Source organism: Rhodococcus sp. H36-A4, assembly GCF_027158005.1.
In the GTDB taxonomy this organism is placed as follows: Bacteria; Actinomycetota; Actinomycetes; order Mycobacteriales; family Mycobacteriaceae; genus Rhodococcoides.
The window spans coordinates 185736-207311 of the sequence record NZ_JAPVLQ010000002.1 but is presented as its reverse complement, the minus strand read 5'-3'; the positions used below and the strand labels follow the sequence as shown (position 1 = coordinate 207311).

The window sequence follows — 21576 nt, the reverse complement described above, 5'->3', positions numbered from 1 at the left end:
GGCGGGGTGCGCTAAACGATGCGGACCAATATTTCGGAGTGTCCTGCGCGGATCACGTCGCCGTCTGCCAATTGCCAATCCTGAACGGATGCGCCGTTGACGGTGGTGCCGTTGGTCGAACCTAGATCAGACAACATCGCGACGCGTCCATCCCAACGGATTTCGACGTGTCGCCTCGATACTCCGGTGTCCGGGAGCCGGAACTGGGCATCTTGGCCACGGCCGATGATGTTCTGGCCTTCGCGAAGCTGGAAGTAGCGGCCGCTACCGTCCTCGAGCTGCAATGTCGCGGCCAGACTCTGAGCATCGTTGTAGGCGGGCTCGGCATAACCGTAGTCGGGCTGTTGATATCCGCCTTGCTGATAGCCGCCCTGCTGGGACTGATAGTCGTATGCGGGTTGCTGGTAGGACGCGGGCTGCTGATAGGAAGCAGGCTGTTGTGCGGGTTCGGCGTAGCGCTGGTCCCCGTAGGCCTGCTGGGGCTCCCCGTAGGCCGGCTGCTCGCCGTAAGCGGGTTCGGCGTACGCCTGCTGGCCATAGGCCTGCTGGTCCGAGTAGCCCTGCTGGTCCGAGTAGGCCTGCTCGGGTGGCGGCTGAGCCGAGTAACCCTGCGCGTAACCACCCTGCGCGTAACCACCCTGCTCGTAACCCTGATCCGAATACGCTTGCTGGTCGTACCCCTGATCTCCGTAGGCCTGCTGTTCGTAGCCTTGGTTGTACTGATTACTTCGGGGCTGACCCTGCTGCTGAGGAGCCTCGGAATCGGCGCCGTAAGCGCCGTTCGCATACGGCGCGCCGTTGCGGCGAGCGTCGTATCCGTTCTGGTCGCGGCCCTGCGCATAACGCGGATCTTGGCCGGGAGCCGGATACCCGTTGTGGGCGCGCGGATCGGGGCGAGAGCCGTCAGCGGGTTCGCGTTGCGGGTCGTAGCCTGGGTTCTGCGTCATGGGGCCGGCTCCTGATGTCGACTTAGGTGGGGCTGACGGTCGCGGGGGGCGTGGGCCGGCCGCCGAGGCGTTACCGGTTGCAGTCGACGATCGTCCCACATCGGGATCGACCGAACCACTGGCCCGGAACTGACCGGTGTGCAAGGTGGGCGACGGTTCGAATCGAACCACGACATCCCCGTACGTCTGCCAGCCCTGATCACGAATGTAGTCACCGAGGTGGCGAGAAAAAGCCTTCACGGTCAGATCGTGATCTGCGGCGAGTCCGTCATGGTCGGAACTGTTGATTGTGATCACATAGCTGTTCGGTGCGAGGTAGTGGCCGCCGTCGAGCGGACGGACCAGGTCCGACGCTTCTTGTTGAAGCGCTGCCTCGACTTCCTGCGGAACCACTCCGCCACCGAACACTCGGGCGAATACGTCACCGACCGCGCCCTGTAGCTTTCGCTCGAAACGCTGGACAATGCCCATGGTGACCTTCCCTCCCTTATAGTGCTCGGTCTGCATCGTTCCTGCTCGAGGAACCAACTTCGAGTAGGAACCGAACGCGTGACCGCGAACGCGTGTCTGCTCGAGGTCTTCGTCCATGCATGATATACGTTGCGGGTCGGTAAGCACCCGTGCGCTGAACGGTCTACTTCTCGATTTCTTCGTCGCCGGATGTGCGTGTTAACGTTCACCGGTCACCCGGGCGGGTGGCGGAATGGCAGACGCGCTGGCTTCAGGTGCCAGTGTCCTTCGGGACGTGGGGGTTCAAGTCCCCCTCCGCCCACAACACTGGTCGCAGCTGATTCGTTCGCTGCGGCCAGTGGTTTATCTACGACCGAGATGTCGCGATGAACACACGGAAAGCCCGGCCGAATTGCTTCGGCCGGGCTTTCTTTTGTGCCTGCTCAGGTGCCCTTCTTGATCATCTCCGCGCACTTTTCACCGATCATCATCGTGGTGATGTTGGGGTTGACGGCCACGATTTTCGGCATGATCGACGCATCGGCCACGCGCAAGTTGCGTACCCCCTTGACCCGCAACTGCGGATCGAGGGGTGCATCGGGATTATCGGCCGCGCCCATCGATACCGAGCCTGTGGGGTGGTAGACGGTGTTGTGGGTGCGCGTGATGTAGTCGGCGATCTCGTCGTCGGTGCGTACGTCGTCACCTGGGAACAACTCCATTCCCGCCCATTCGGCCATAGCAGGCTGCCCGACGATCTCGCGGGCCAGCTTGATCCCGTAGGTCATGATCTGCATGTCGTATGGGTCCGAGAAGTACTTCGGATCGACCCGCGGCTTGTCGCGGAAGTCTCGGCTGCGCAGACGGACTGTGCCGCGCGACCGTGCATCCGTGACATTCGGGGTCAGACAGAACGCATTCTCCGAGGTGGGGTAGCCCTGGCGCAACGTGTGCATGTCGAAAGGGGTGTTGCCGAAATGGAACATCAGGTCCGGTCGGTCGCGTTCCTTGTCGATGCGGGTGAAGATTCCTATTTCCCACCACTGCAACGACTCGGTGACCATCGGTTTCTTCGCGTCCCACGAGATGACGCCCTCTGGGTGATCCTGCATGTGCGAGCCGACGCCGGGTGAATCCACCACCACCTCGACACCTAACTCGCGTAGGTGGTCGGCCGGGCCGATGCCGGAGAGCATGAGCAACTTGGGGGAGTCGATGGCGCCGGCCGAGACGATGACCTCACGGTCGGCGTGGATGATGTCGGTGTGCACCAGGTCCGGGTTCAGAACCTGTACGCCCCTGCATCGTTTGTCCGCGTCGATGATGAGCTTCTTGACCCAGAGACCGGTGAGGACCTCGAGGTTGCTGCGCGTGTTCATGACCGGGTGTAGATAAGACACCGAAGACGAGGACCGCACGCCGTCCGCCAGCGCGTTCACCTGGAAGAACCCGGCGCCCTCGACAACCGTGCCGTTGTTGAACTGCACGGTGGGGATGCCGGCTTGCTCACACGCTTCGAGTATCGCCACACCCGCCGGGTCCACGGCTTCGATGTTCCGGATGCGCACCGGCCCGTCGTGACCGTGGTGCGTGCCCGGTTGGTCGTTGTTCTCGAGCTTTCGAAGCAGCGGCAGCATCTGATCGGAATCCCAGCCGATGGCACCGTACTTGCCGGCCCACTCGTCGAGATCCTCGGCCGGCGGCCAAAAAGCGATGCACGAGTTGTGTGAAGAACAGCCACCCAGCACCTTCGCCCGCGACTGGCGCATGAACGAGTTACCGTGCTCTTGCGGTTCGATCTGATAGTCCCAGTCGAAACCTGATCCGAGCAGTGCAGGCCAGCGGGTGAGCTGGAGGACTGCGTCGACGCCGACGTCGCTGGGGCCGGCCTCGACCAACGCGACGGTGACGGACGAGTCCTCACTGAGACGTGCCGCCACGGCCGCGCCGGCGCTGCCGCCACCGACGACCACGTAATCGAATCGCTTTTCGGACATGTTTCTTGCGCCTCTCCTTGTACCGAACCGAACCGAACCGAACCGAACCGAAGAATCGGTGGTGTGCTCAGTGCTGCGGGAACCAGCCGGTGACCGCGGGCCGGAGGTTCTGGTAGATGTGCTTGATCTCCTGGTATTCGGCCAGACCGGTCGGACCCAGTTCGCGGCCGTTGCCCGACATGCCGAATCCGCCCCACTCGGCTTGTGGCAGGTAGGGGTGGAAGTCGTTGATCCACACAGTGCCGTGGCGCAACCGCGCTGCCACGCGTTCGGTCTTTCCGGCGTCCTGGCTCCAGACGCCTGCGGCGAGCCCGTACCGAGTGTCGTTGCCGATGGCGATGGCCTCCTCCTCCGTGCGGAAGGTCTCCACGGTGACGACGGGACCGAAGCCCTCTTCCTGAACCACCGACATTGCGGTGTTACAGCCGTCTAGGACCGTCGGCAGATAGTAGAAACCCGCCTCGAGTTCACCGGTGCCCCATTCGGCGCCGCAGCCGACGACGGCACCTTCCGCGATGCCTGCGTCGACGTAGGCGGTGACCTTGTCACGATGGTCCGCCGAGATGAGCGGACCCGTCTCCGCAGCTTCGTCGAATGGCCCGCCCAAGCGAATCTGCTTGGCCCGCCGGATCAACTCCTGAACGAAGCGGTCGTGGATGGACTCCTCGACGATGAGACGCGCTCCTGCCGAGCACACCTGGCCGCTGTGTACGAAGGCTGCGTTGAGGGCATTGTCGACGGCCGCATCGAAGTCGGCGTCGGCGAAGACGACATTGGGGTTCTTCCCGCCGAGTTCGAGCGCCACCTTCTTGACCGTCTGCACTGCCGCTGCAGCGACCACGCGGCCCGTCGCGAGCCCGCCGGTGAACGAGACCATGTCGACATCGGGATGTTCCGACAACGGCGCGCCCGCGGTGGCACCGGCGCCGAGCACGAGGTTCGCCACGCCCGCCGGTAGTCCGAGCCCATCGAGTACATCCATCAGAAGCATCGCAGTGTGCGGGGTGAGTTCGCTGGGCTTGAGTACGAATGTGTTGCCCGCTGCGAGAGCGGGTGCCACCTTCCACGCCACCTGCAGGAGAGGGTAGTTCCAGGGGGTGATCATTCCGCAGACACCGATGGGCTCGTACACGACCTTGCTCACGACGTCGGGCATTCCCGGATCCACGACCCGCCCCGCCTGCTGCCCGGCGAGCACCCCGAAATAGCGGAAGCTGGCACTGATGTCGTCCATGTCTATTTCGCTCTCCACGAGGCGCTTGCCCGTATCGAGTGACTCGGCGCGGGCGAACTCGTCCTTACGTTGTTGGATCGCATCAGCGACCCGTAACAACAACGCGCCACGATCGCTCGCAGAGGTGGAACTCCATACTCCGGCGTCGAATGCGCGTCGGGCGGCGGCGATGGCCGCTGCGGTATCGGCACCATCTGCCTCGTCGACGGTGCCGACGAGTTCGCCGTTCGCCGGGCAGTGGATCTCCCGAGTTCCGCCGTTGACCGCAGAGGTCCACTCACCATCGATAAACAACGTCTTGGGCATGAGGCTGGTCTCCTTGCTGCGTGGGTTGTGCTGATAGGGCTGTCCGTGCGGTTGTAGCGGTCAAGAACCGCCGCTGTTCTCTTCGAGCTGGAGGAAAGTAAGGTGCCCTTCGTAATGGTCCAGGATATCTTCGATGACCTGGTCTTTCGTATATCCCATGATGTCGTATCCCTGACCGGAACCACCGTCCAGATAGACCTCCATCCGGTAGTACTCGTCTTCGGTTCGAGGCAGAGTCAGCCCGAAGGACGGGATGGCGACCTTGCGTCGCCACACCTGATAGCGGAACGGATGAGCGTGGTCTGCACCCACCTCGAGTTCGTACATGTCGCAGTCCTCGGTGTCGTCGACGGGACCGCATCGAGCATCGATCCCTTGGGCCCGCATTTCTTCGACGACCTCGTTGAAACTCGGCAACACCACCTCGCGTCCGAACTCTCGCACCCGGTCCTCGCCGGGGAATCTGAGAACCCGACTGAGTCGGTGGCGCCAGGACCAGTCGACTCCGCGGTTTCCTCCGGTGCGGACCGAGAGCGACCCCGGCAAACTCTGCTCGACGCTTTCGATCCGGAAAGTCTCCACTCTCAGCGACCGGTAGAGCCCGATCATGACGAGGATGATGACGAAGGCGAAGGGCAAGCCCATGATGACCGCAGCATTCTGCAAAGCTCCGACGCCGCCTACGACGAGCATGGCAACGGTCAGACCGCCTGTCGCCAGCGCCCAGAAGATGCGAAGCGGCGCGTTCCCGTCGTGTTGCGGGCTCGGTAGGTGCGAGGAGAGGTTGGCCATCACCAGCGCGGCCGAGTCGGCGGACGTGACGTAGAAGAGAAGAGCGGTGAAGGTGGCGAGGGCGGCGATGAAGATGAAGGCCGGGTAGTCCCTCAGTAGTTCGTAGAACGCGCCCTCCGGGTTGAGGATCGCTTGTTCGCCGAATTCGCTGTCACCGCCGCGAACCCGCTGGAGGGCAGAGTTTCCGTAGACCGAGGCCCACATGAGGATGTAGAGAAAGGGGATCGTCAAAGTCCCGAGTACGAACTGGCGGATGGTGCGGCCTCGAGAGATCCGCGCAAGGAAAAGGCCGACGAACGAGGCCCACGCGATCCACCAGGCCCAGAAGAACAGCGTCCAGTCGGTCATCCATGTGCCGGTGTCCTCGAACGCGAAGGTCTGACCGACCATGTTCGGGAAAAGTCGACCGAAGTCACTGACGTTCAGAACCAGGGCGTCGAGCAGGAACTGGGTTTGGCCCATGACGAGCACCCAGATCGACAGTGCGAATGCCAAGAACACGTTGAGGAGCGAGAGAATCTTGATGCCCTTGTCCACGCCCGAGGTGGCCGAAAGTGTGGCAATGGCAACACCGACGGCGACGATGCCGATTTCGACACCGGTGCTGACCTCCAGTCCGAAAACTACGTTCAGTCCCACGTTGATCATCACGACACCGATTCCCAGTGAGGTCGCCACGCCGAAGATCGTTCCGAGTAGTGCAGCGAAGTCGACAGTGTCGCCCAGCACACCCTTGACGCGTTTGCCGAAGATGGGCGCGAGTGCCGAGCGGATCGCCAGCGGCTGATTTTTCCGATACGCGAAGTAGGCCAACGCGATCCCCATCAGGGCGTAGAGGCCCCATCCGCTGATTCCGTAGTGGAAGAGCGTCCATACGGTCGCCTCACGGGCAGCATCCACTGAACCGGCTTCGGTGCTCGGTGGTTGGAGGTACTGCGTCACCGGCTCGGAGACGGCGAAGTACATCAGATCGGTGCTGATGCCGGCGGCGAAGAGCATCGACGCCCATGACAGCAACCCGAACTCCGGTTGCGAGTGAGCGGGCCCCAGTTTGAGATTGCCGAACCCCGAGAAGGCCAGGTAAAGAACGAAAACGAGCACGATTGCGACCAGCGCCACGTAGAACCATCCGAACCAGTCCGACGTCCATGTCACTGCGCTGCCGAGCACACTCTCCGCGTTCTCCGGTGCGATCAGCGCCCAGATCGTAATCGCAAGAGTGAACAGTGCAGCGGGTACGAAGACCCGCCAGTTCACCCGCGATCGAGCCTCCGGTTCTTCGGCCACATCTGGCTTGGAATCCTCGACCGATGAACTCACAAATCTGTTCCCTTCTGTTGCCTGCGCACCAGGACGGTGGTGTCGGCACTGTGCTCGTAAACACAGCAAAACACTGGAGATGACACTGTCGTTGTCCTCACCCTAGCCCGCAGGGCCCGGTCTCTGAGCCCTTTGAGCTGCGAGAATTCGAGGTAGCACAGTAAGTCGGTCCAGCTCGAGCCGGACTGTTTCCCTTGGCTGCGGCACCGCTGCGAAGACCGGATCCGAACGTCAGGTGTCGGACTGGTCGGTGCCCAATGCACTGTTCGCCGAGTGCAATCCGGCTTTCGGCCGCACTGCGGGCGGCCGCCCTGGACTCGGCGGGCGCACTTTCGCCGAACCCAGGTGACGAATTACACCGACGTTGTTTCCCGATGTCCTTTGGTGACACCCGGATTGTGAGCCCGACGTGAATTCCGGGCAGTGTCTCTCTCGGGGTGCTTCTCGCGTACGAAACCGGAGCGCAGGGGTCGATATGGACTTATAAAAAGTTTTGCGAACCCCCAGCTCGAGGGCGTTAATAGGTTAACCTTATTTGCAGTGTTACCAGGGTACTGATTTATCGTTTGTCATTGGACCGGCGTACAAACGGCCGATCCACCCGAACGAGGCTTGCGTGTGCCCCCGAGCTGATCTGCTCGACGGTAGGCAAGGACCGACGCTCGGGGGTGCTGCTTCAACGGCGAACGGCACCCAACAGCCGTCCGCGACGGCCGGTGATCTGTGCCGAGCCGCTCTGGCGTACTTGAAAGCTGGACTTATCCGAAGGCTAGGTATGAAGCACACTCCGGGCCCGCAAGGCCTCTACGACCCCCGTAACGAGCATGACTCCTGTGGAGTTGCGTTCGTGGTGGACATACACGGTCGCCGTAGCCGTGACATCGTCGAAAAGGCCATCACTGCGCTGGTCAATCTCGAGCATCGGGGCGCCGCCGGTTCCGAACCCAACACCGGCGACGGCGCTGGAATCCTCATTCAGGTGCCGGACGCGTTCTTCCGAGCCGTCGTCGATTTCGAACTGCCCGCCGCGGGCGCATACGCCACCGGAATCGCTTTTCTGCCGCAAGGCAAAGTCGATGCCGCTCGGGCGTGCGAGGACGTCGAGAAGATCGTCGAGAACGAGGGCCTGACCGTTCTGGGCTGGCGCGATGTTCCCACCGACGACTCCTCTCTCGGGGCACTTGCGCGAGATGCGATGCCCACGTTCCGTCAGTTGTTCTTCGGCTCTTCCGATTCCTCCGTCACGGATATGGATCTCGAGCGTCGCGCATTCGTCATCCGCAAACGCGTCGAGCACGAGCTTGGCGAACAGGGGCCCGGCAAAGGCGGCCCCGGCCGCGAGACCGTGTACTTCCCGTCCCTGTCCTCGCAGACGTTCGTCTACAAGGGCATGTTGACGACTCCACAGCTCAAGGGCTTCTACATCGATCTGCAGGATGATCGTGTCGAAAGCGCACTCGGACTTGTGCACTCACGTTTCTCGACCAACACGTTCCCGTCGTGGCCGCTGGCGCACCCGTTCCGTCGCGTCGCACACAACGGCGAGATCAACACCGCGACCGGCAACGAGAACTGGATGCGTGCCCGCGAGGCCCTCATCACCTCCGATGTCTTCGGCGGTCCCGACGCGCTGAAGAAGATCTTCCCCGTCGTCACCCACGGTGCAAGTGACACAGCTCGTTTCGACGAAGTACTCGAACTCTTGCACCTCGGCGGCCGCAGTCTTCCGCATGCCGTACTCATGATGATCCCGGAGGCCTGGGAGCGTCACGAGAGCATGGATCCCGCCCGTCGTGCGTTCTACCAGTACCACTCTTCGCTGATGGAGCCCTGGGACGGACCGGCCTCGGTGTGCTTCACCGACGGCACCGTCATCGGGGCAGTGCTGGACCGCAACGGTCTGCGCCCGAGCCGGCTGTGGATCACCGACGACGGTCTCGTCATCATGGCGTCCGAGGTCGGTGTGCTCGACATCGATCCGGCGAAGGTCGTCAGCAAGGTTCGTCTCCAGCCCGGACGGATGTTTCTCGTGGACACCGCTCAGGGTCGCATCGTTTCCGACGACGAGATCAAGGACGAGCTCGCTGCGGAGCACCCGTATCAGCAATGGCTCGACGACGGTCTCACCGAGATCGACGATCTGCCCGACCGCCCGCATGTGCACATGCCGCACGATCGCGTTCTCATCCGTCAGCAGATCTTCGGGTACACCACCGAGGAGCTGAGCGTTCTTCTCTCGCCGATGGCGAAGACCGGGGCCGAGGCCATCGGCTCGATGGGTACCGACACTCCGATTGCGGTTCTCTCGGCCCGCCCGCGGATGTTGTTCGACTACTTCTCGCAGCTGTTCGCGCAGGTCACCAACCCGCCGCTCGACGCGATCCGTGAAGAGATCGTCACGAGCCTCGGCGGCACCATCGGACCCGAGGGCGACCTGCTCGACCCTGGCGCCGACGCGTGCAAGCAGATCGTGCTCCCGACGCCGATCCTGCACAACGACGACCTGTCCAAGCTGATCCACATCAATGACGACGGCACGCAGGAAGGCCTGCGTTCGGTGGTCGTGCGCGGTCTGTATCCGGTGGCCGAGGGCGGCGAGGGACTTCGACAGTCGCTCGAGGCGATTCGGGCACAGGTATCTGCCGCGATTTCCGGTGGAGCGCGCATCGTCGTGCTCTCCGATCGTGAATCCAGCGAGAAGCTCGCGCCGATCCCGTCGCTGCTGCTGACCTCAGCGGTTCATCAGCACTTGGTCCGCGAGAAGACCCGCACCAAGGTCGGCCTGATCATCGAGTCCGGTGATGCCCGCGAGGTGCACCACATGGCGCTTCTCATCGGTTTCGGTGCGGCAGCGGTCAATCCGTACATGGCGTTCGAGTCCATCGAGGACATGATCGAGCGCGGTGCTCTCGCTGATATCGAGCTCGACAAGGCCGTCGCCAACTACATCAAGGCGGCAGGCAAAGGTGTCCTGAAGGTGATGTCCAAGATGGGCATCTCGACGTTGGCGTCGTACACCGGTGCGCAACTGTTCCAGGTGATCGGCCTCGCGCAGACCCTGGTGGACGAGTATTTCACCGGACTCGACAGTCAGCTCGGCGGTATCGATCTCGACCAGATCGCCGCTGATGTGCAGACGCGTCACGGCATCGCCTATCTCACCAACCGGCACGAGCGCGCGCACCGTGAGCTCGAGACCGGCGGGGAGTACCAGTGGCGTCGTGAAGGGGAGTACCACCTCTTCAACCCGGACACCGTGTTCAAGCTCCAGCACTCCACCCGCACCGGCCAGTACGACGTCTTCAAGGAATACACGAAGATGGTCGACGACCAGTCGGAGCGCCTGGCATCGCTGCGCGGACTGTTCCGTTTCAAAACCGAAGACCGGCAGTCGATTTCGATCGAAGAGGTCGAACCGGCGTCGGAGATCGTCAAACGTTTCTCGACGGGAGCGATGAGCTACGGTTCGATCTCCGCCGAGGCGCACGAAACTTTGGCGATCGCAATGAACCGCCTCGGTGCGCGTTCGAATTCGGGTGAAGGCGGGGAGGATGTCTCGCGTTTCGAGCCCGACGAGAACGGTGACTGGCGACGCAGTGCGATCAAGCAGGTCGCGTCGGGACGCTTCGGTGTCACCTCGCACTACTTGACCAATTGCACCGATATTCAGATCAAGATGGCTCAGGGCGCGAAACCCGGTGAGGGCGGCCAGCTTCCGGCGCACAAGGTGTACCCCTGGGTTGCCGAGGTTCGTCACTCGACGCCGGGTGTCGGCTTGATTTCGCCTCCGCCGCATCACGATATCTATTCGATCGAGGATCTGGCGCAGCTGATCCATGATCTGAAGAACGCCAACCCGCAGGCACGCATTCACGTCAAGCTCGTCTCGGAACTCGGCGTCGGCACCGTCGCCGCGGGTGTCTCCAAGGCGCACGCCGATGTGGTGCTCATCTCCGGTCACGATGGCGGTACCGGTGCAACGCCGCTGACGTCGGTCAAGCATGCGGGCGGGCCGTGGGAACTCGGTTTGGCCGAGACGCAGCAGACCTTGTTGCTCAACGGTCTTCGTGATCGCATCGTCGTCCAGGTCGACGGACAGCTCAAGACCGGACGCGACGTCATGGTTGCAGCTCTGCTCGGTGGTGAGGAATTCGGTTTCGCAACAGCGCCTCTCGTCGTGACGGGATGCATCATGATGCGCGTGTGCCACCTCGATACGTGCCCGGTCGGTGTTGCCACGCAGAACCCGCTGTTGCGCAAGCGTTTTGCCGGTCAACCGGAGTTCGTGGAGAACTTCTTCATGTTCATCGCCGAGGAAGTTCGCGAGCTGATGGCCGAGCTCGGATTCCGCACCCTCAACGAGGCCGTCGGCCAGGTGGCGCTACTGGACACCACCGCAGCGAAGGACGCGTGGAAGGCATCCAAGCTCGATTTGTCGCCGATTCTCGACGAGGTCGAGTCGGCGTTCATGAACCAGGACCTCTACAACACCGGTACCCAGGATCATGGCCTCGACAAAGCACTCGATCAGCAGCTCATCGTGCAGAGTCGAAATGCTCTGGACAAGGGCGAGAAGGTGTCGTTCTCCTCGAAGATCACCAACGTCAACCGCACGGTCGGCACCATGCTGGGCCATGAGGTGACCAAGGCGTACGGCGGCGTCGGTCTGCCCGAGAACACCATCGATATCACCTTCACCGGCTCGGCGGGCAACAGCTTCGGCGCCTTCGTGCCGGCCGGAATGACACTTCGCCTCCACGGCGACGCCAACGACTTCGTCGGCAAGGGTCTTTCCGGTGGACGCATCATCATGCGGCCCTCGCTCGATGCTCCCGAAGGCTTCGTCGCCGAGGACAACATCATCGGCGGCAACGTCTTCCTGTTCGGTGCCACCAATGGTGAAGCCCTCATCCGAGGCGTCGTCGGTGAGCGCTTTGCAGTACGTAACTCCGGCGCGGTGGCCGTCGTCGAGGGTGTCGGCGACCACGGTTGCGAGTACATGACCGGTGGCAAGGTCGTCGTCCTCGGTGAGACGGGCCGGAACTTCGGTGCCGGCATGTCCGGCGGCGTCGCATTCGTCTTCGACCCGGCCAAGACGTTCGAGGCGAACCTGAACACCGAGCTGGTCGATATCGAGGATATCGAAGGCGACGAGTTCATCTGGTTGAAAGACATCGTCACCCGTCATCACGAGGAAACGGGATCCGAAGTTGCAGAGCGAATCCTCAACGATTGGTCACAGCAGGTGAACCATTTCGTGAAGGTCATGCCGCGCGACTACAAGAAGGTACTGCTGGCCATCTCCGAAGCCGAGAAGAACGGCGCGGACGTGGACGAAGCGATCATGGAGGCAGCTCGTGGGTGACCCACAAGGATTTTTGAAGCACACGGTTCGTGAACTGCCGAAGCGTCGACCCGTCGACCTACGGCTGATGGACTGGAAAGAGGTCTACGAGGACTTCCCCAAGGAAGCCTTGCAGACACAGGCGAGCCGGTGCATGGACTGTGGTGTTCCGTTCTGCCACAACGGCTGCCCGCTGGGAAACCTGATTCCCGAGTGGAACGATCTGGTGTTCAAGGATCGTTGGCGCGAGAGCATCGACCGCTTGCACGCCACGAACAACTTTCCGGAGTTCACCGGGCGACTGTGCCCTGCCCCGTGCGAGGCGTCGTGCGTACTGGGAATCAACCAGGATCCCGTGACGATCAAGCAGGTCGAGGTCGAGATCATCGACAAGGCCTTCGAAGAGGGCTGGGTCACTCCCGTCTACCCGACGTTCCTGACGGGCAAGAGCATCGCCGTCGTCGGTTCGGGGCCTGCAGGATTGGCAGCCGCACAACAGCTGACACGTGCCGGACACACCGTCACCGTGTTCGAGCGGGCAGACCGCATCGGCGGGCTACTGCGCTACGGTATCCCGGAGTTCAAGATGGAGAAGCGCCACATCGACCGTCGTCTGGCGCAGATGGAGGCCGAGGGCACGGTCTTCCGTACCGGTGTCGATGTCGGAGTGGACATCTCGGCCGAAGAGCTGCGCACAGAGTTCGACGCCGTCGTTCTGTCCGGTGGTGCTACCGCGTGGCGCGATCTGCCGATCGAGGGACGCGAACTCGAGGGCATCTACCAGGCGATGGAGTTCCTTCCCGGAGCAAATCACGTGCAGCAGGGCGATTACGACGCTCCGCCCGTCACGGCGAAGGGCAAGAAGGTCGTGATCATCGGTGGCGGTGACACCGGTGCAGACTGCCTTGGCACCTCGCATCGTCAGGGCGCCGAGAGCGTTCACCAGTTCGAGATCATGGCTCGCCCGCCGGAAGAGCGTGCGACGTCCACCCCGTGGCCGTTGTACCCGTTGATGTACCGCGTTGCTTCGGCTCACGAAGAGGGCGGCGAGCGAGTGTTCTCGGTCAACACCGAGCGTTTCGTCGGTGCCGACGGCAAGGTCACCGGTCTCGAAGCGCACGAGGTCGAGTTCAAGGCAGGCAAGTTCGAGAAGGTCGAGGGCAGTGAGTTCACCCTCGAGGCCGATCTGGTGCTTCTTGCCATGGGCTTCGTCGGTCCCGAGAAGCCGGGGCTGCTGACCGATCTCGGCGTGGACCTGAACGAGCGTGGCAACGTCAAGCGCTCGAACGAGTGGGTCACCAACGTGCCCGGTGTGTTCGTTGCCGGTGACATGGGCCGTGGGCAGTCGCTCATCGTGTGGGCCATCGCCGAAGGCCGTTCGTGTGCGGCTGCCGTCGATACCTTCCTCGAGGGTGTGACGGCCCTCCCATCGCCTATCGTCCCCACTCAGGCGCCGCAGCGCTGATCGGTTGAGCCAGAACGAGGTTATGGACGGAAAGCAGGTTTTCCGCTCCATAACCTCGTTTTCGTTACCGATGGTGAGATGTCCTGGTTTTAGGTAACCTCCGTTTACCGATTGGGCATCAATTCGACATCAGGGACTGGCATCCTGACCCTCGAAGTCGAGAGTCCGCTACTGCAGTGAGGCCGTAACCATGCGCGTGAAAAAGCTCGTCGCCACCGTCGGAGCCGTCATGGCGGTTGCTGCTGGGACGTCGGTCCTGTCGACGTCTACCGCTTCGGCCGATCCAGGTGGCTGCCCGGATCTGTACGTCGTCGCGATCCCGGGGACGTGGGAGACGAGTTCGGGCGCGGCGCCCAAGCCGGGCATGCTCACGGCCGTCACCGACCGCATCGCGAGTTCGTCCGTACGCACCGATTACGTGTCGTACCCGGCCACCGCGTTTCCTTGGGAGGGCGGGATCTACGGGGAGTCTCGAGCGATCGCCAAGGCGAATGCGGGCGGCATGCTCGAAGCGATGGCCGCGCAGTGCGGAGCAACGAAGCTCGGCATAATCGGTTACAGCCAAGGTGCCGACGCTGCAGGCGATCTCGCTGCGTCGATCGGAACGGGTCTGGGCGTAGTGCCGGCGAATAGGGTTGTCGCGGTCGGTCTCATCTCCGATCCGAAGCGTTCCGACGCTGATGCACTGGTCGGCCCCGAGGTCGTCGGTACCGGTGTCGGTGGCCCGCGCGTCGGTGGGTTCGGTTTCGTCAGCCCGGTGGTGAAGACGTTCTGCGCGATCGGTGATCTGTACTGCTCGACGCCCAAGGACGACTACATTTCCCGACTCGCCGGCTTCCTCGCGGTGTCTTCAGATCCCAACCCCGATGTGGTCGCGAAGGCGCAGCAGGAAGCGCAGATTCTCATCGGCGATCTGTCGGCAGCGGGCGGTCTTCCGGTACTGCAGGGTCAGCTGACCGATCAGGCGAACGAGCAGCGTCGACGCGAAATCGACGCGTTCTATCGCTCTGGGATCCACCAGGAATACGGAAGCTATGCGGTGGACGGCAATGGAACGAGTGCAACGTCGTGGTTGGCGAACTACCTCCTCGATCAGGCTTGAGAAGGTCCGGCTTCGATGCCGGTCGGCTGGGTCCGCAGCAGGAGATAGACCACGATCGCCGCTGTTCCCATCCCTAGTGCGCTCCACGTGGCGGCGAGGGTGAGCCCGTCGACGAACGCCGATGCCGCGATGTCTCGCAGTGCCGAATCCAGTGGTGGCGGAAGGTGGTCGGCAACGGTCATGCCGCCGCCGACGGTCTCGGACGCCGCCCCGGCGATGTCCGCCGGGGTATCCGCGGGCAGGGTGTCCTCGAGTCGGTGGCGGTAGACGGTCGATCCGATCGTTCCGAGGATGGCGATACCGACGGCGCCGCCGAGTTCGGCGCCGGTCTCCGACAGTGCCGAGGCGGCACCTGCTTTTTCCGGCGCCGCAGCTGTGAGGACGATGTCGGAGTTGAGCGTCGAAGACGCACCGACTCCGAGCGCCAGCAGAGACATGCCCACCACCAGGAGCGGCAGTCCGGAATCGGGTCGAATGAACGCCATCGCCGCGGCGCCGACGGCGATCAAGGCGAGTCCGCCGGCGATGATCGCTCCGGTCGAGACGATCTTGCTCAGGCTCGGTGCCAGTACCGCCCCGGCTCCGGCTGCGATCGCGGGGATCAGCAGCCACAGACCCGCCTCCAGTGGACCGAGCCCAACGATCAGCTGCAGATACTGCGAGGCGAACAGACTGAATCCGGTGAGCGCGAAGATCACCAGGAATTGAACGAGTACTGCTGCGCTGAAGGCACGTTCGGCGAACAGGGAGATGTCGATGAGGGGGTCGCGCCCGCGCCGTTGCCTTCGTAGGAAGAGCAAGCCCAGAACTGCTCCGGCGGTAGCCGTGGCGGTAGTCGTAGCGTCGATCCCGTCCTGTGCGCCGTGCTTGATTGCGTAGACGATCCCGAGCATCGCCGCGATCGACAGCACGACGCTGAGCGGGTCGAAGCGGCCCGGATCGGGATCCTTGAACTCCGACACCAGCAGCGGCGCCGAGATGAGCAGGACGACCATGATCGGAATGTTGATCAGAAACACCGAGCCCCACCAGAAGTGCTCGAGCAACGCCCCGCCGATGACGGGACCGAGGGCGCCGCCCCCGGCGAACCCGGCGGTCCACAGTCCGATGGCTTCTTTTCGTTGACCTGGGTCGTGAAACATGTTGCGTATCAATGATAATGTGCTCGGCGCAATGGTGGCACCGCCGACGCCCAGGAGTGCTCGCGAGAGAAGTAGCATCTCGGGTGACGTCGAGAAGGCTGCGAGCAGCGATGCGGCTCCGAAAACGACTGCACCGATCATCAGTAGTCTGCGACGGCCGATCCGGTCACCGACAGAACCCATCGTGATGAGCAGACCAGCCAGAAGGAAGCCGTACAGGTCGAGAATCCACAGTGTTTGGTTGCTGCTCGGTTCCAGGTCTGCGGTCATGAAAGGAAGCGCCAGGTAGAGCACCGACATGTCCATCGAGACCAGTAGTATCGGGATTACGAGAACGCTCAGTCCGAGCCAATCCTTGCGGGTTGCCTTCGGGGGGTCGCCGGTCATGGATCTCTTCTTCCGCCGCAATCACTTCTTTTGTTCGCCAACGCCGATGCGGAGGACCCACATGACGGTACCGTCGCATTCGGTGGTTGCCTGTCAGGTGCCACATACGAGAGGACGCAGTATGCCCAGTGAGCTGAAGGTTGTCGCCACCATCACCGCCAAGCCGGAGTCGGTCGATGCCATACGAACAGGTCTGGCAACGCTGGCCGAAGAGTCGGCGAAGGAGAGCGGAAACGTCTCCTACGAACTGTTCGAGTCAGCTTCCGAGCCGGGCACTTTCGTCACCATCGAGGTGTGGGGATCGCAGGAGGACCTCGACGCGCACATGCAGACACCCCACCTGCAGAAGGCACTGGGCGAGTTCGGTGCCCACCTCGCCAGTGCGCCGTCCATTCACCCGCTACGCGTAGTCGGGTAGTTTCCCGCCTGATTCGTTCGCTTCGCTGTCGCCGGGTTCGGTATCGAGAGTTCTGAAGACGATCCCGGAGACAGCGAGGAGAACGACGGTCAGACCGATTGCCAGCCAGCCTGTCGAGGTCATCTGCCCGTATCCGACCTCGCGCGCGCCCGCGGCGGTATAACTCATCGGCATGAACGCCGACAGGTGACCCCAGATCGAGGCACTACTCGCATAGGCAGCTCCGCACACCACGACCTGGACGAGTAGCAAGCCGACGTTGACAGCTTGGCCGACGACGATGCCGAGCAGTCGTTGGATTGCGCCGGCGGCGGCTAAATAGGCGGCTGCGGAAGCGACGAGGAACAGGCCCGCTCCCAGTAGGGCACCGATCCCCGTGTCGGGCGCGGTGAACGCGAACGCCAATGCTGCACACACCCCGACGGCGAAGACGGCGACCGCGGCCGCAATCCAGCGGAAGCGGGAATCGCGGCTCAGAACCCGTACCAGGCTCACCGCGCCGATAGCGCCGACCGCGACGAGCGCTGCGACAAGATACGGCGCCACCGGCGTGCTCGACGCGGCTGCCTGCGTCACCTCGGTCCCTGAAGAAGGTGCAGGTGAGCCCGCGCTCAGCTCCTTGGCCGTCGGGAGCCCGGCGGTTGCTTCTTGGACGTTGGTCGCGATACCGCTGACGATTCCGGAGACCGGGCCGACGGCCGTCACCAACTGGTCGGTTCCGGCTCGGAGTTGTCCGCCGCCGTCGTCGAGCTGGCCCAGTCCGTCTCGAAGTTGGACGGTAGCGTCGCCGAGCTGACCGGTAGCAGTCAGGAACTGGCCGGATGGATCGTTCAGCTCACCGGACAGCTGGCGTGCACCGCCTTTGAGGGTCTGCAGCTGATCGAGCGTCGATGGGCCGAATCCCTGGGTGTTCAGGGTGTCGATCACCGAGCGAATCTGGCCGGAGATGGCGTCGGATCCGGGGTGCGGGAAGCTGTCGATTTGTCGTGCAGTGGCTTCGAGCTTCGCGGTGAACTCACCCTGCTGAGCACCGAAGCCGGCGAGCTGATCGACGAGCTGATCGACTCCGCCACTGATCTGGGATGCACCGTCACCGAGTTGCCCGATGCCGTCACGGTATTGGACGAATCCGTCGGCGAGCTGAATCGTGCCGTCATGAGCTTGGGTTATGCCGTCGGCGAGGATCACGACGCCGTCGTTGAGCTGCTTACCGCCATCGGTCAGCTGGGAGACGCCCCCGGACAGGAAGCTGATGGGTAAGCCTGCTTGCTGCAGGCTCTTCCTCGAGGTTGACAGGGGATCGCCGGTGGACGCGCTGGGTGTACCGGCTGCCGTGTCCGCGGTGGCCGGCGCCGTGTCTTCGGGGCTCAGGTCGTAGCCCGCACCGAGCGCGAACGCTCCGGCCGCTACCAGAGGAAAGGCGAGAGCAACGAGAGCGGCGGTCGGTTGCCGGAGGATTCGGAATTTACCCATAGTGGTGTCGAGGCTAACCGGCCACTGACGGCACCATGACCACGAGAAGCCCAGATGTGGACTGAAACGCCGCTCTGAGCAGGCACTTTAAGAGCTCTCTGTGGAGTTGGCGGATCGGTCTCTGTTGCGGGGCAGCAAATCCCACACGTGTTGCGTCTCGTTTACCGCTGCGACCGATCGACTACCGTTGCGGGAGTACAGAATTCGAGTGATCGAACAGTAGTCGATCGGGAATCCGAGCACCGTGGGGGTCTGCAGGATGTCCTGGAGCAGGATGTTGATGACACCGCCGTGGGTGAACACCACCACCGTGTCGGTGTGTTCGACTCCCGAGACCGCTGCGTCGATGCCGGCGAGTACTCGCGTACGAAACGCGTCCTCGTCGACCTCCTCTGGTAGGTGTCCGGCCTTGATCCGGTCGAATGCATCGCGGAACTCGGTGCGCGCAAGTTCGATCGGAACGTAGCCGCCGAAATCTCGGTCGTATTCGGTGAGGCGCTCGTCGGACTCCAGCGTCGACCCCAGCTCGGCGGCCAACACCGAGCCGGTCTGCCGGGCGCGGAGTTGAGTGCTCGAGACGGTCCTGGCAACCGCGAACCGGGCCAGCGCGGCAGGGATGCGGGTGGCCTGTTCGTGGCCGAGTTCGGCAAGTGGGGGATCGGCGGTGTCTTCGGAGCGCTGCGGGAGCGCATGGCGAACCAGTATGAGCTGCACCGTCCCTACTTAACCACCGTGCCTACTTGATCACCGTGCCTACCTGACCACGAGACTGCGGCCGTTGCGGATCGTCATTGCGCGGAAGGCCTGCACGTGGCTCGCCGGTATGCGCTCGGACCAGATCATGCCGATGCGTCGCCGGGCAGTCGGATCGGCCAGGGGTACTTCCACGGTCTCGTATTGTGGCCCGCGAATTTTGGGAAGAATACTCACGCCCAGACCGGCTCCGACCAGTCCGCGGATGGTGTGGATGTCCTGTCCTTCGAACGCAATGTGCGGGGACATGCCTGCCTCGGCCCACAGGCCTTCGCAGATGGACCGCATGCCGAACCCGTGGCCCATGGCGATATAGCGCTCCTCGGCAGTGTCGATGACGTGCACGGCACGGCGACCGGCCAGGCGATGTCCGGTGGGTACGACCAGGACCAGTCGTTCGTCGTAGAGCTGGAAGGAATTGGCGTCGGTGTGCTCGGTACTGAGTGAGACGAAGGCGAGGTCGGCGGAGCCGTCGTCGAGGCGGTCGAGGCAGCGCGAGCGGGCGCCCTGATCGAGATCGAATGTCACGGCCGGATGACCGGTCCCGAACGCCTTGATCAGTGCCGGCACGATGTCCTCGCCGAGCGTGTTCTGGAACGCGATGGAAATTCGGCCGCGGGCCTTCGCGTCGTGCTCGCTCATCGCGTCGAGACCGGCCTCCAGATCGACCAGGGCCCGTTGCAAGTAGGGAATCAGGATTCGCCCTGCGGCAGTCATCGCGATGCCGCGTCCGCGACGTTCGACGACCGCAACCCCGAGGATTGCTGTTGCCCGGGCGATCTGTCGGCTGACGGTCGGCTGGGGGATCCCGAGCAGGTGGGCAGCTTCGGTGATGTGCTCGGTCTCCGCGACGGCAACGAGCGTCGGGATGAGGGGGAGTAGTTCTTTCGATTCCTCGCGCACCTTTGCAATGATATCGCTGAAGTATGGATTGCCGGGTGCATATGCATTGGACGCATGTACACCGCGGAGATAGCGTCGAGAAAATGAGTTCATCGACGACCGATGCGGACGCCGACCTCCTCTGGGAGGGCCATCCTCGAGGGTCGCGTGAATACAAGCGCCTGGTTGCGGCCTTGTTGTTCGCGGGTATCGCGACGTTCGCGCAGCTTTACTCGGTGCAGGGCATTCTTCCGCTCATCGCGGCCGGCCTCGACATCACGCCGTCGCAGTCCTCTCTTGCGGTCGGATCGGCCACGGTCGGTGTCGCCGCTGCGGTCCTGCCCTGGTCGGTGGTCGCCGATCGGATCGGACGAGTCCGCGCGATGACGATCTCGGTGATCGCCGCAACGATTCTGGGACTGATGGTTCCGCTGTCTTCGTCGCTACCGATGCTGCTGTCGATTCGCTTCCTCGAAGGTGCAGCCCTCGGCGGACTCCCCGCGATTGCCATCGCCTACCTGAGCGAGGAAGTTCACGGCAAACACACCGCGCTCGCCGCAGCAACGTACGTCTCCGGTACCTCCATGGGCGGTCTGCTGGGTCGGATCGTCGCCGGACCTGTCGCGGAGTACACCAACTGGCGCGTCGGGACCTTGACGGTGTCGGTTCTCGCAGCGGCAGCGGCTGCCCTTTTCGTGTGGTTGGCACCGACGCCGCGCAGATCTCCTACCGTCTCCCGCGACGGACCCTCACTGCCGCGACGCTTATGGGCCAACCTCCGCGAGCCCGGCATGCTGACCCTGTACGGCCAAGGCTTCCTGCTCATGGGCGGATTCGTCGCCATCTACAACTACCTGGGCTTCCGGCTCGAGGCCGGCCCGTTCGGGCTCCCGCAGTCGCTCATCAGCCTCATCTTCGTGGCATATCTCAGCGGAACGGTGTCCTCGCGCATTGCCGGACAACTGGCGGTCCGTCACGGCAGAGGCGTCGTCCTCGCGGGTTCGACAGCCACCATGGCGGCCGGTGTCGCACTGACCATCAGCACCAACCTGATCGTCCTCCTGACCGGACTGGTCGTGCTGACCATAGGATTCTTCGCCGCCCACGCCATCGCGTCGGGATGGACGGGTCAGCGAGCGGTGGTCGGACGGACGCAGGCGACGTCGCTGTACAACCTCTTCTACTACGGCGGATCCAGCGTTCTCGGCTGGCTCGGCGGAGTGGTATTTCAGATGTACGGCTGGACCGCTATGGCGCTGTTCGTCATAGCTCTGATCGTGACCGCCGGTGGATGGGCACTGCTACAGGGCAGAAGACTGAACACCACCCTGCACGCCTCGACAACCCCTACCTCGACAACCCCTACCTCGACAACACAGCTCACACCGCAGCACTGAGCGCGACGGTGAGTGGGACGACGCTCAGACAGCAAATCGCCAGTATCAACATCGCGATGACGCCTCGGCGATCCCATTTCTGCTGAGCTCCGGCGGCCGCCGAGACGAACAGGACGAATCCGATGCAGACCGAACCGATGGTGATCGCAACGGGTGTGGACAGCACG

At 63.1% G+C, this 21576-nt stretch carries 14 protein-coding genes and 1 tRNA gene; 6 read left to right on the top strand and 9 right to left on the bottom strand.

Features of this window, described 5'->3' with window-relative positions; translation table 11 throughout:
• Positions 1-11: 11 nt before the first annotated feature.
• Positions 12-1418: a DUF3662 and FHA domain-containing protein gene (locus tag O1W68_RS05805; RefSeq protein ID WP_269302809.1), complete on the bottom strand. Its 1407-nt coding sequence runs from the start codon at positions 1416-1418 to the stop codon at positions 12-14.
• A 218-nt stretch (positions 1419-1636) separates the two neighbouring features.
• Here O1W68_RS05805 and O1W68_RS05800 point away from each other — a divergent pair.
• Positions 1637-1719: transfer RNA gene (locus O1W68_RS05800), tRNA-Leu, on the top strand.
• 121 nt (positions 1720-1840) lie between these two features.
• Here the strand turns inward: O1W68_RS05800 and O1W68_RS05795 are convergent.
• The 3 genes from O1W68_RS05795 to betT form a co-directional block, all read right to left on the bottom strand.
• Positions 1841-3394, bottom strand: a complete 1554-nt coding sequence (locus O1W68_RS05795) for a GMC family oxidoreductase (protein WP_269301959.1) — start codon at positions 3392-3394, stop codon at positions 1841-1843.
• A 67-nt stretch (positions 3395-3461) separates the two neighbouring features.
• Positions 3462-4934: an aldehyde dehydrogenase family protein gene (locus tag O1W68_RS05790; RefSeq protein ID WP_269301958.1), complete on the bottom strand. Its 1473-nt coding sequence runs from the start codon at positions 4932-4934 to the stop codon at positions 3462-3464.
• A gap of 60 nt (positions 4935-4994) precedes the next feature.
• On the bottom strand, positions 4995-7046 hold the full coding sequence (betT, locus tag O1W68_RS05785; protein WP_269301957.1) for a choline BCCT transporter BetT: 2052 nt from the start codon (positions 7044-7046) through the stop codon (positions 4995-4997).
• Between the two features lie 775 nt (positions 7047-7821).
• Between betT and gltB the strand changes: the two genes are divergently transcribed.
• The 3 genes from gltB (at position 7822) to O1W68_RS05770 (ending at position 14957) form a co-directional block, all read left to right on the top strand.
• Complete coding sequence (gene gltB, locus O1W68_RS05780) at positions 7822-12411, top strand: glutamate synthase large subunit (RefSeq protein WP_269301956.1); 4590 nt, start codon at positions 7822-7824, stop codon at positions 12409-12411.
• The gene (locus O1W68_RS05775; RefSeq protein WP_269301955.1) at positions 12404-13855 is read left to right on the top strand and encodes a glutamate synthase subunit beta; all 1452 of its coding nucleotides are present in this window, start codon (positions 12404-12406) and stop codon (positions 13853-13855) included. Before gltB ends, O1W68_RS05775 begins: the two co-directional genes overlap by 8 nt.
• Positions 13856-14045: 190 nt before the next feature.
• Positions 14046-14957, top strand: coding sequence for a cutinase family protein (locus tag O1W68_RS05770; RefSeq protein WP_269301954.1), 912 nt, complete (start codon positions 14046-14048; stop codon positions 14955-14957).
• On the opposite strand, the gene O1W68_RS05765 is transcribed toward O1W68_RS05770, so the two are convergent.
• Positions 14948-16486, bottom strand: coding sequence for an MFS transporter (locus O1W68_RS05765; protein WP_269301953.1), 1539 nt, complete (start codon positions 16484-16486; stop codon positions 14948-14950). The genes O1W68_RS05770 and O1W68_RS05765 overlap by 10 nt on opposite strands.
• Before the next feature lie 121 nt (positions 16487-16607).
• On the opposite strand from O1W68_RS05765, the gene O1W68_RS05760 reads away from it, so the two are divergent.
• Positions 16608-16904, top strand: a complete 297-nt coding sequence (locus O1W68_RS05760; RefSeq protein ID WP_269301952.1) for a putative quinol monooxygenase — start codon at positions 16608-16610, stop codon at positions 16902-16904.
• On the opposite strand, the gene O1W68_RS05755 is transcribed toward O1W68_RS05760, so the two are convergent.
• The 3 genes from O1W68_RS05755 to O1W68_RS05745 all read right to left on the bottom strand — a co-directional run bounded on the left by O1W68_RS05755 (position 16887) and on the right by O1W68_RS05745 (position 20033).
• Positions 16887-18377 (bottom strand): phage infection protein, encoded by a 1491-nt coding sequence (locus O1W68_RS05755; RefSeq protein WP_269301951.1) that lies wholly within the window; start codon positions 18375-18377, stop codon positions 16887-16889. The two genes, O1W68_RS05760 and O1W68_RS05755, sit on opposite strands and share 18 nt — an antisense overlap.
• Positions 18378-18464: 87 nt before the next feature.
• Positions 18465-19091 (bottom strand): histidine phosphatase family protein, encoded by a 627-nt coding sequence (locus tag O1W68_RS05750; protein ID WP_269301950.1) that lies wholly within the window; start codon positions 19089-19091, stop codon positions 18465-18467.
• 39 nt (positions 19092-19130) lie between these two features.
• The gene (locus O1W68_RS05745; RefSeq protein WP_269301949.1) at positions 19131-20033 is read right to left on the bottom strand and encodes a LysR family transcriptional regulator; all 903 of its coding nucleotides are present in this window, start codon (positions 20031-20033) and stop codon (positions 19131-19133) included.
• 83 nt (positions 20034-20116) lie between these two features.
• On the opposite strand from O1W68_RS05745, the gene O1W68_RS05740 reads away from it, so the two are divergent.
• Positions 20117-21409: an MFS transporter gene (locus O1W68_RS05740; RefSeq protein WP_269301948.1), complete on the top strand. Its 1293-nt coding sequence runs from the start codon at positions 20117-20119 to the stop codon at positions 21407-21409.
• On the opposite strand, the gene O1W68_RS05735 is transcribed toward O1W68_RS05740, so the two are convergent.
• Positions 21393-21575 carry a hypothetical protein gene (locus tag O1W68_RS05735; RefSeq protein ID WP_084348221.1) on the bottom strand — a complete coding sequence of 61 codons (183 nt, stop codon included), beginning with the start codon at positions 21573-21575 and terminating at the stop codon, positions 21393-21395. The two genes, O1W68_RS05740 and O1W68_RS05735, sit on opposite strands and share 17 nt — an antisense overlap.
• Position 21576 lies beyond the last annotated feature (1 nt).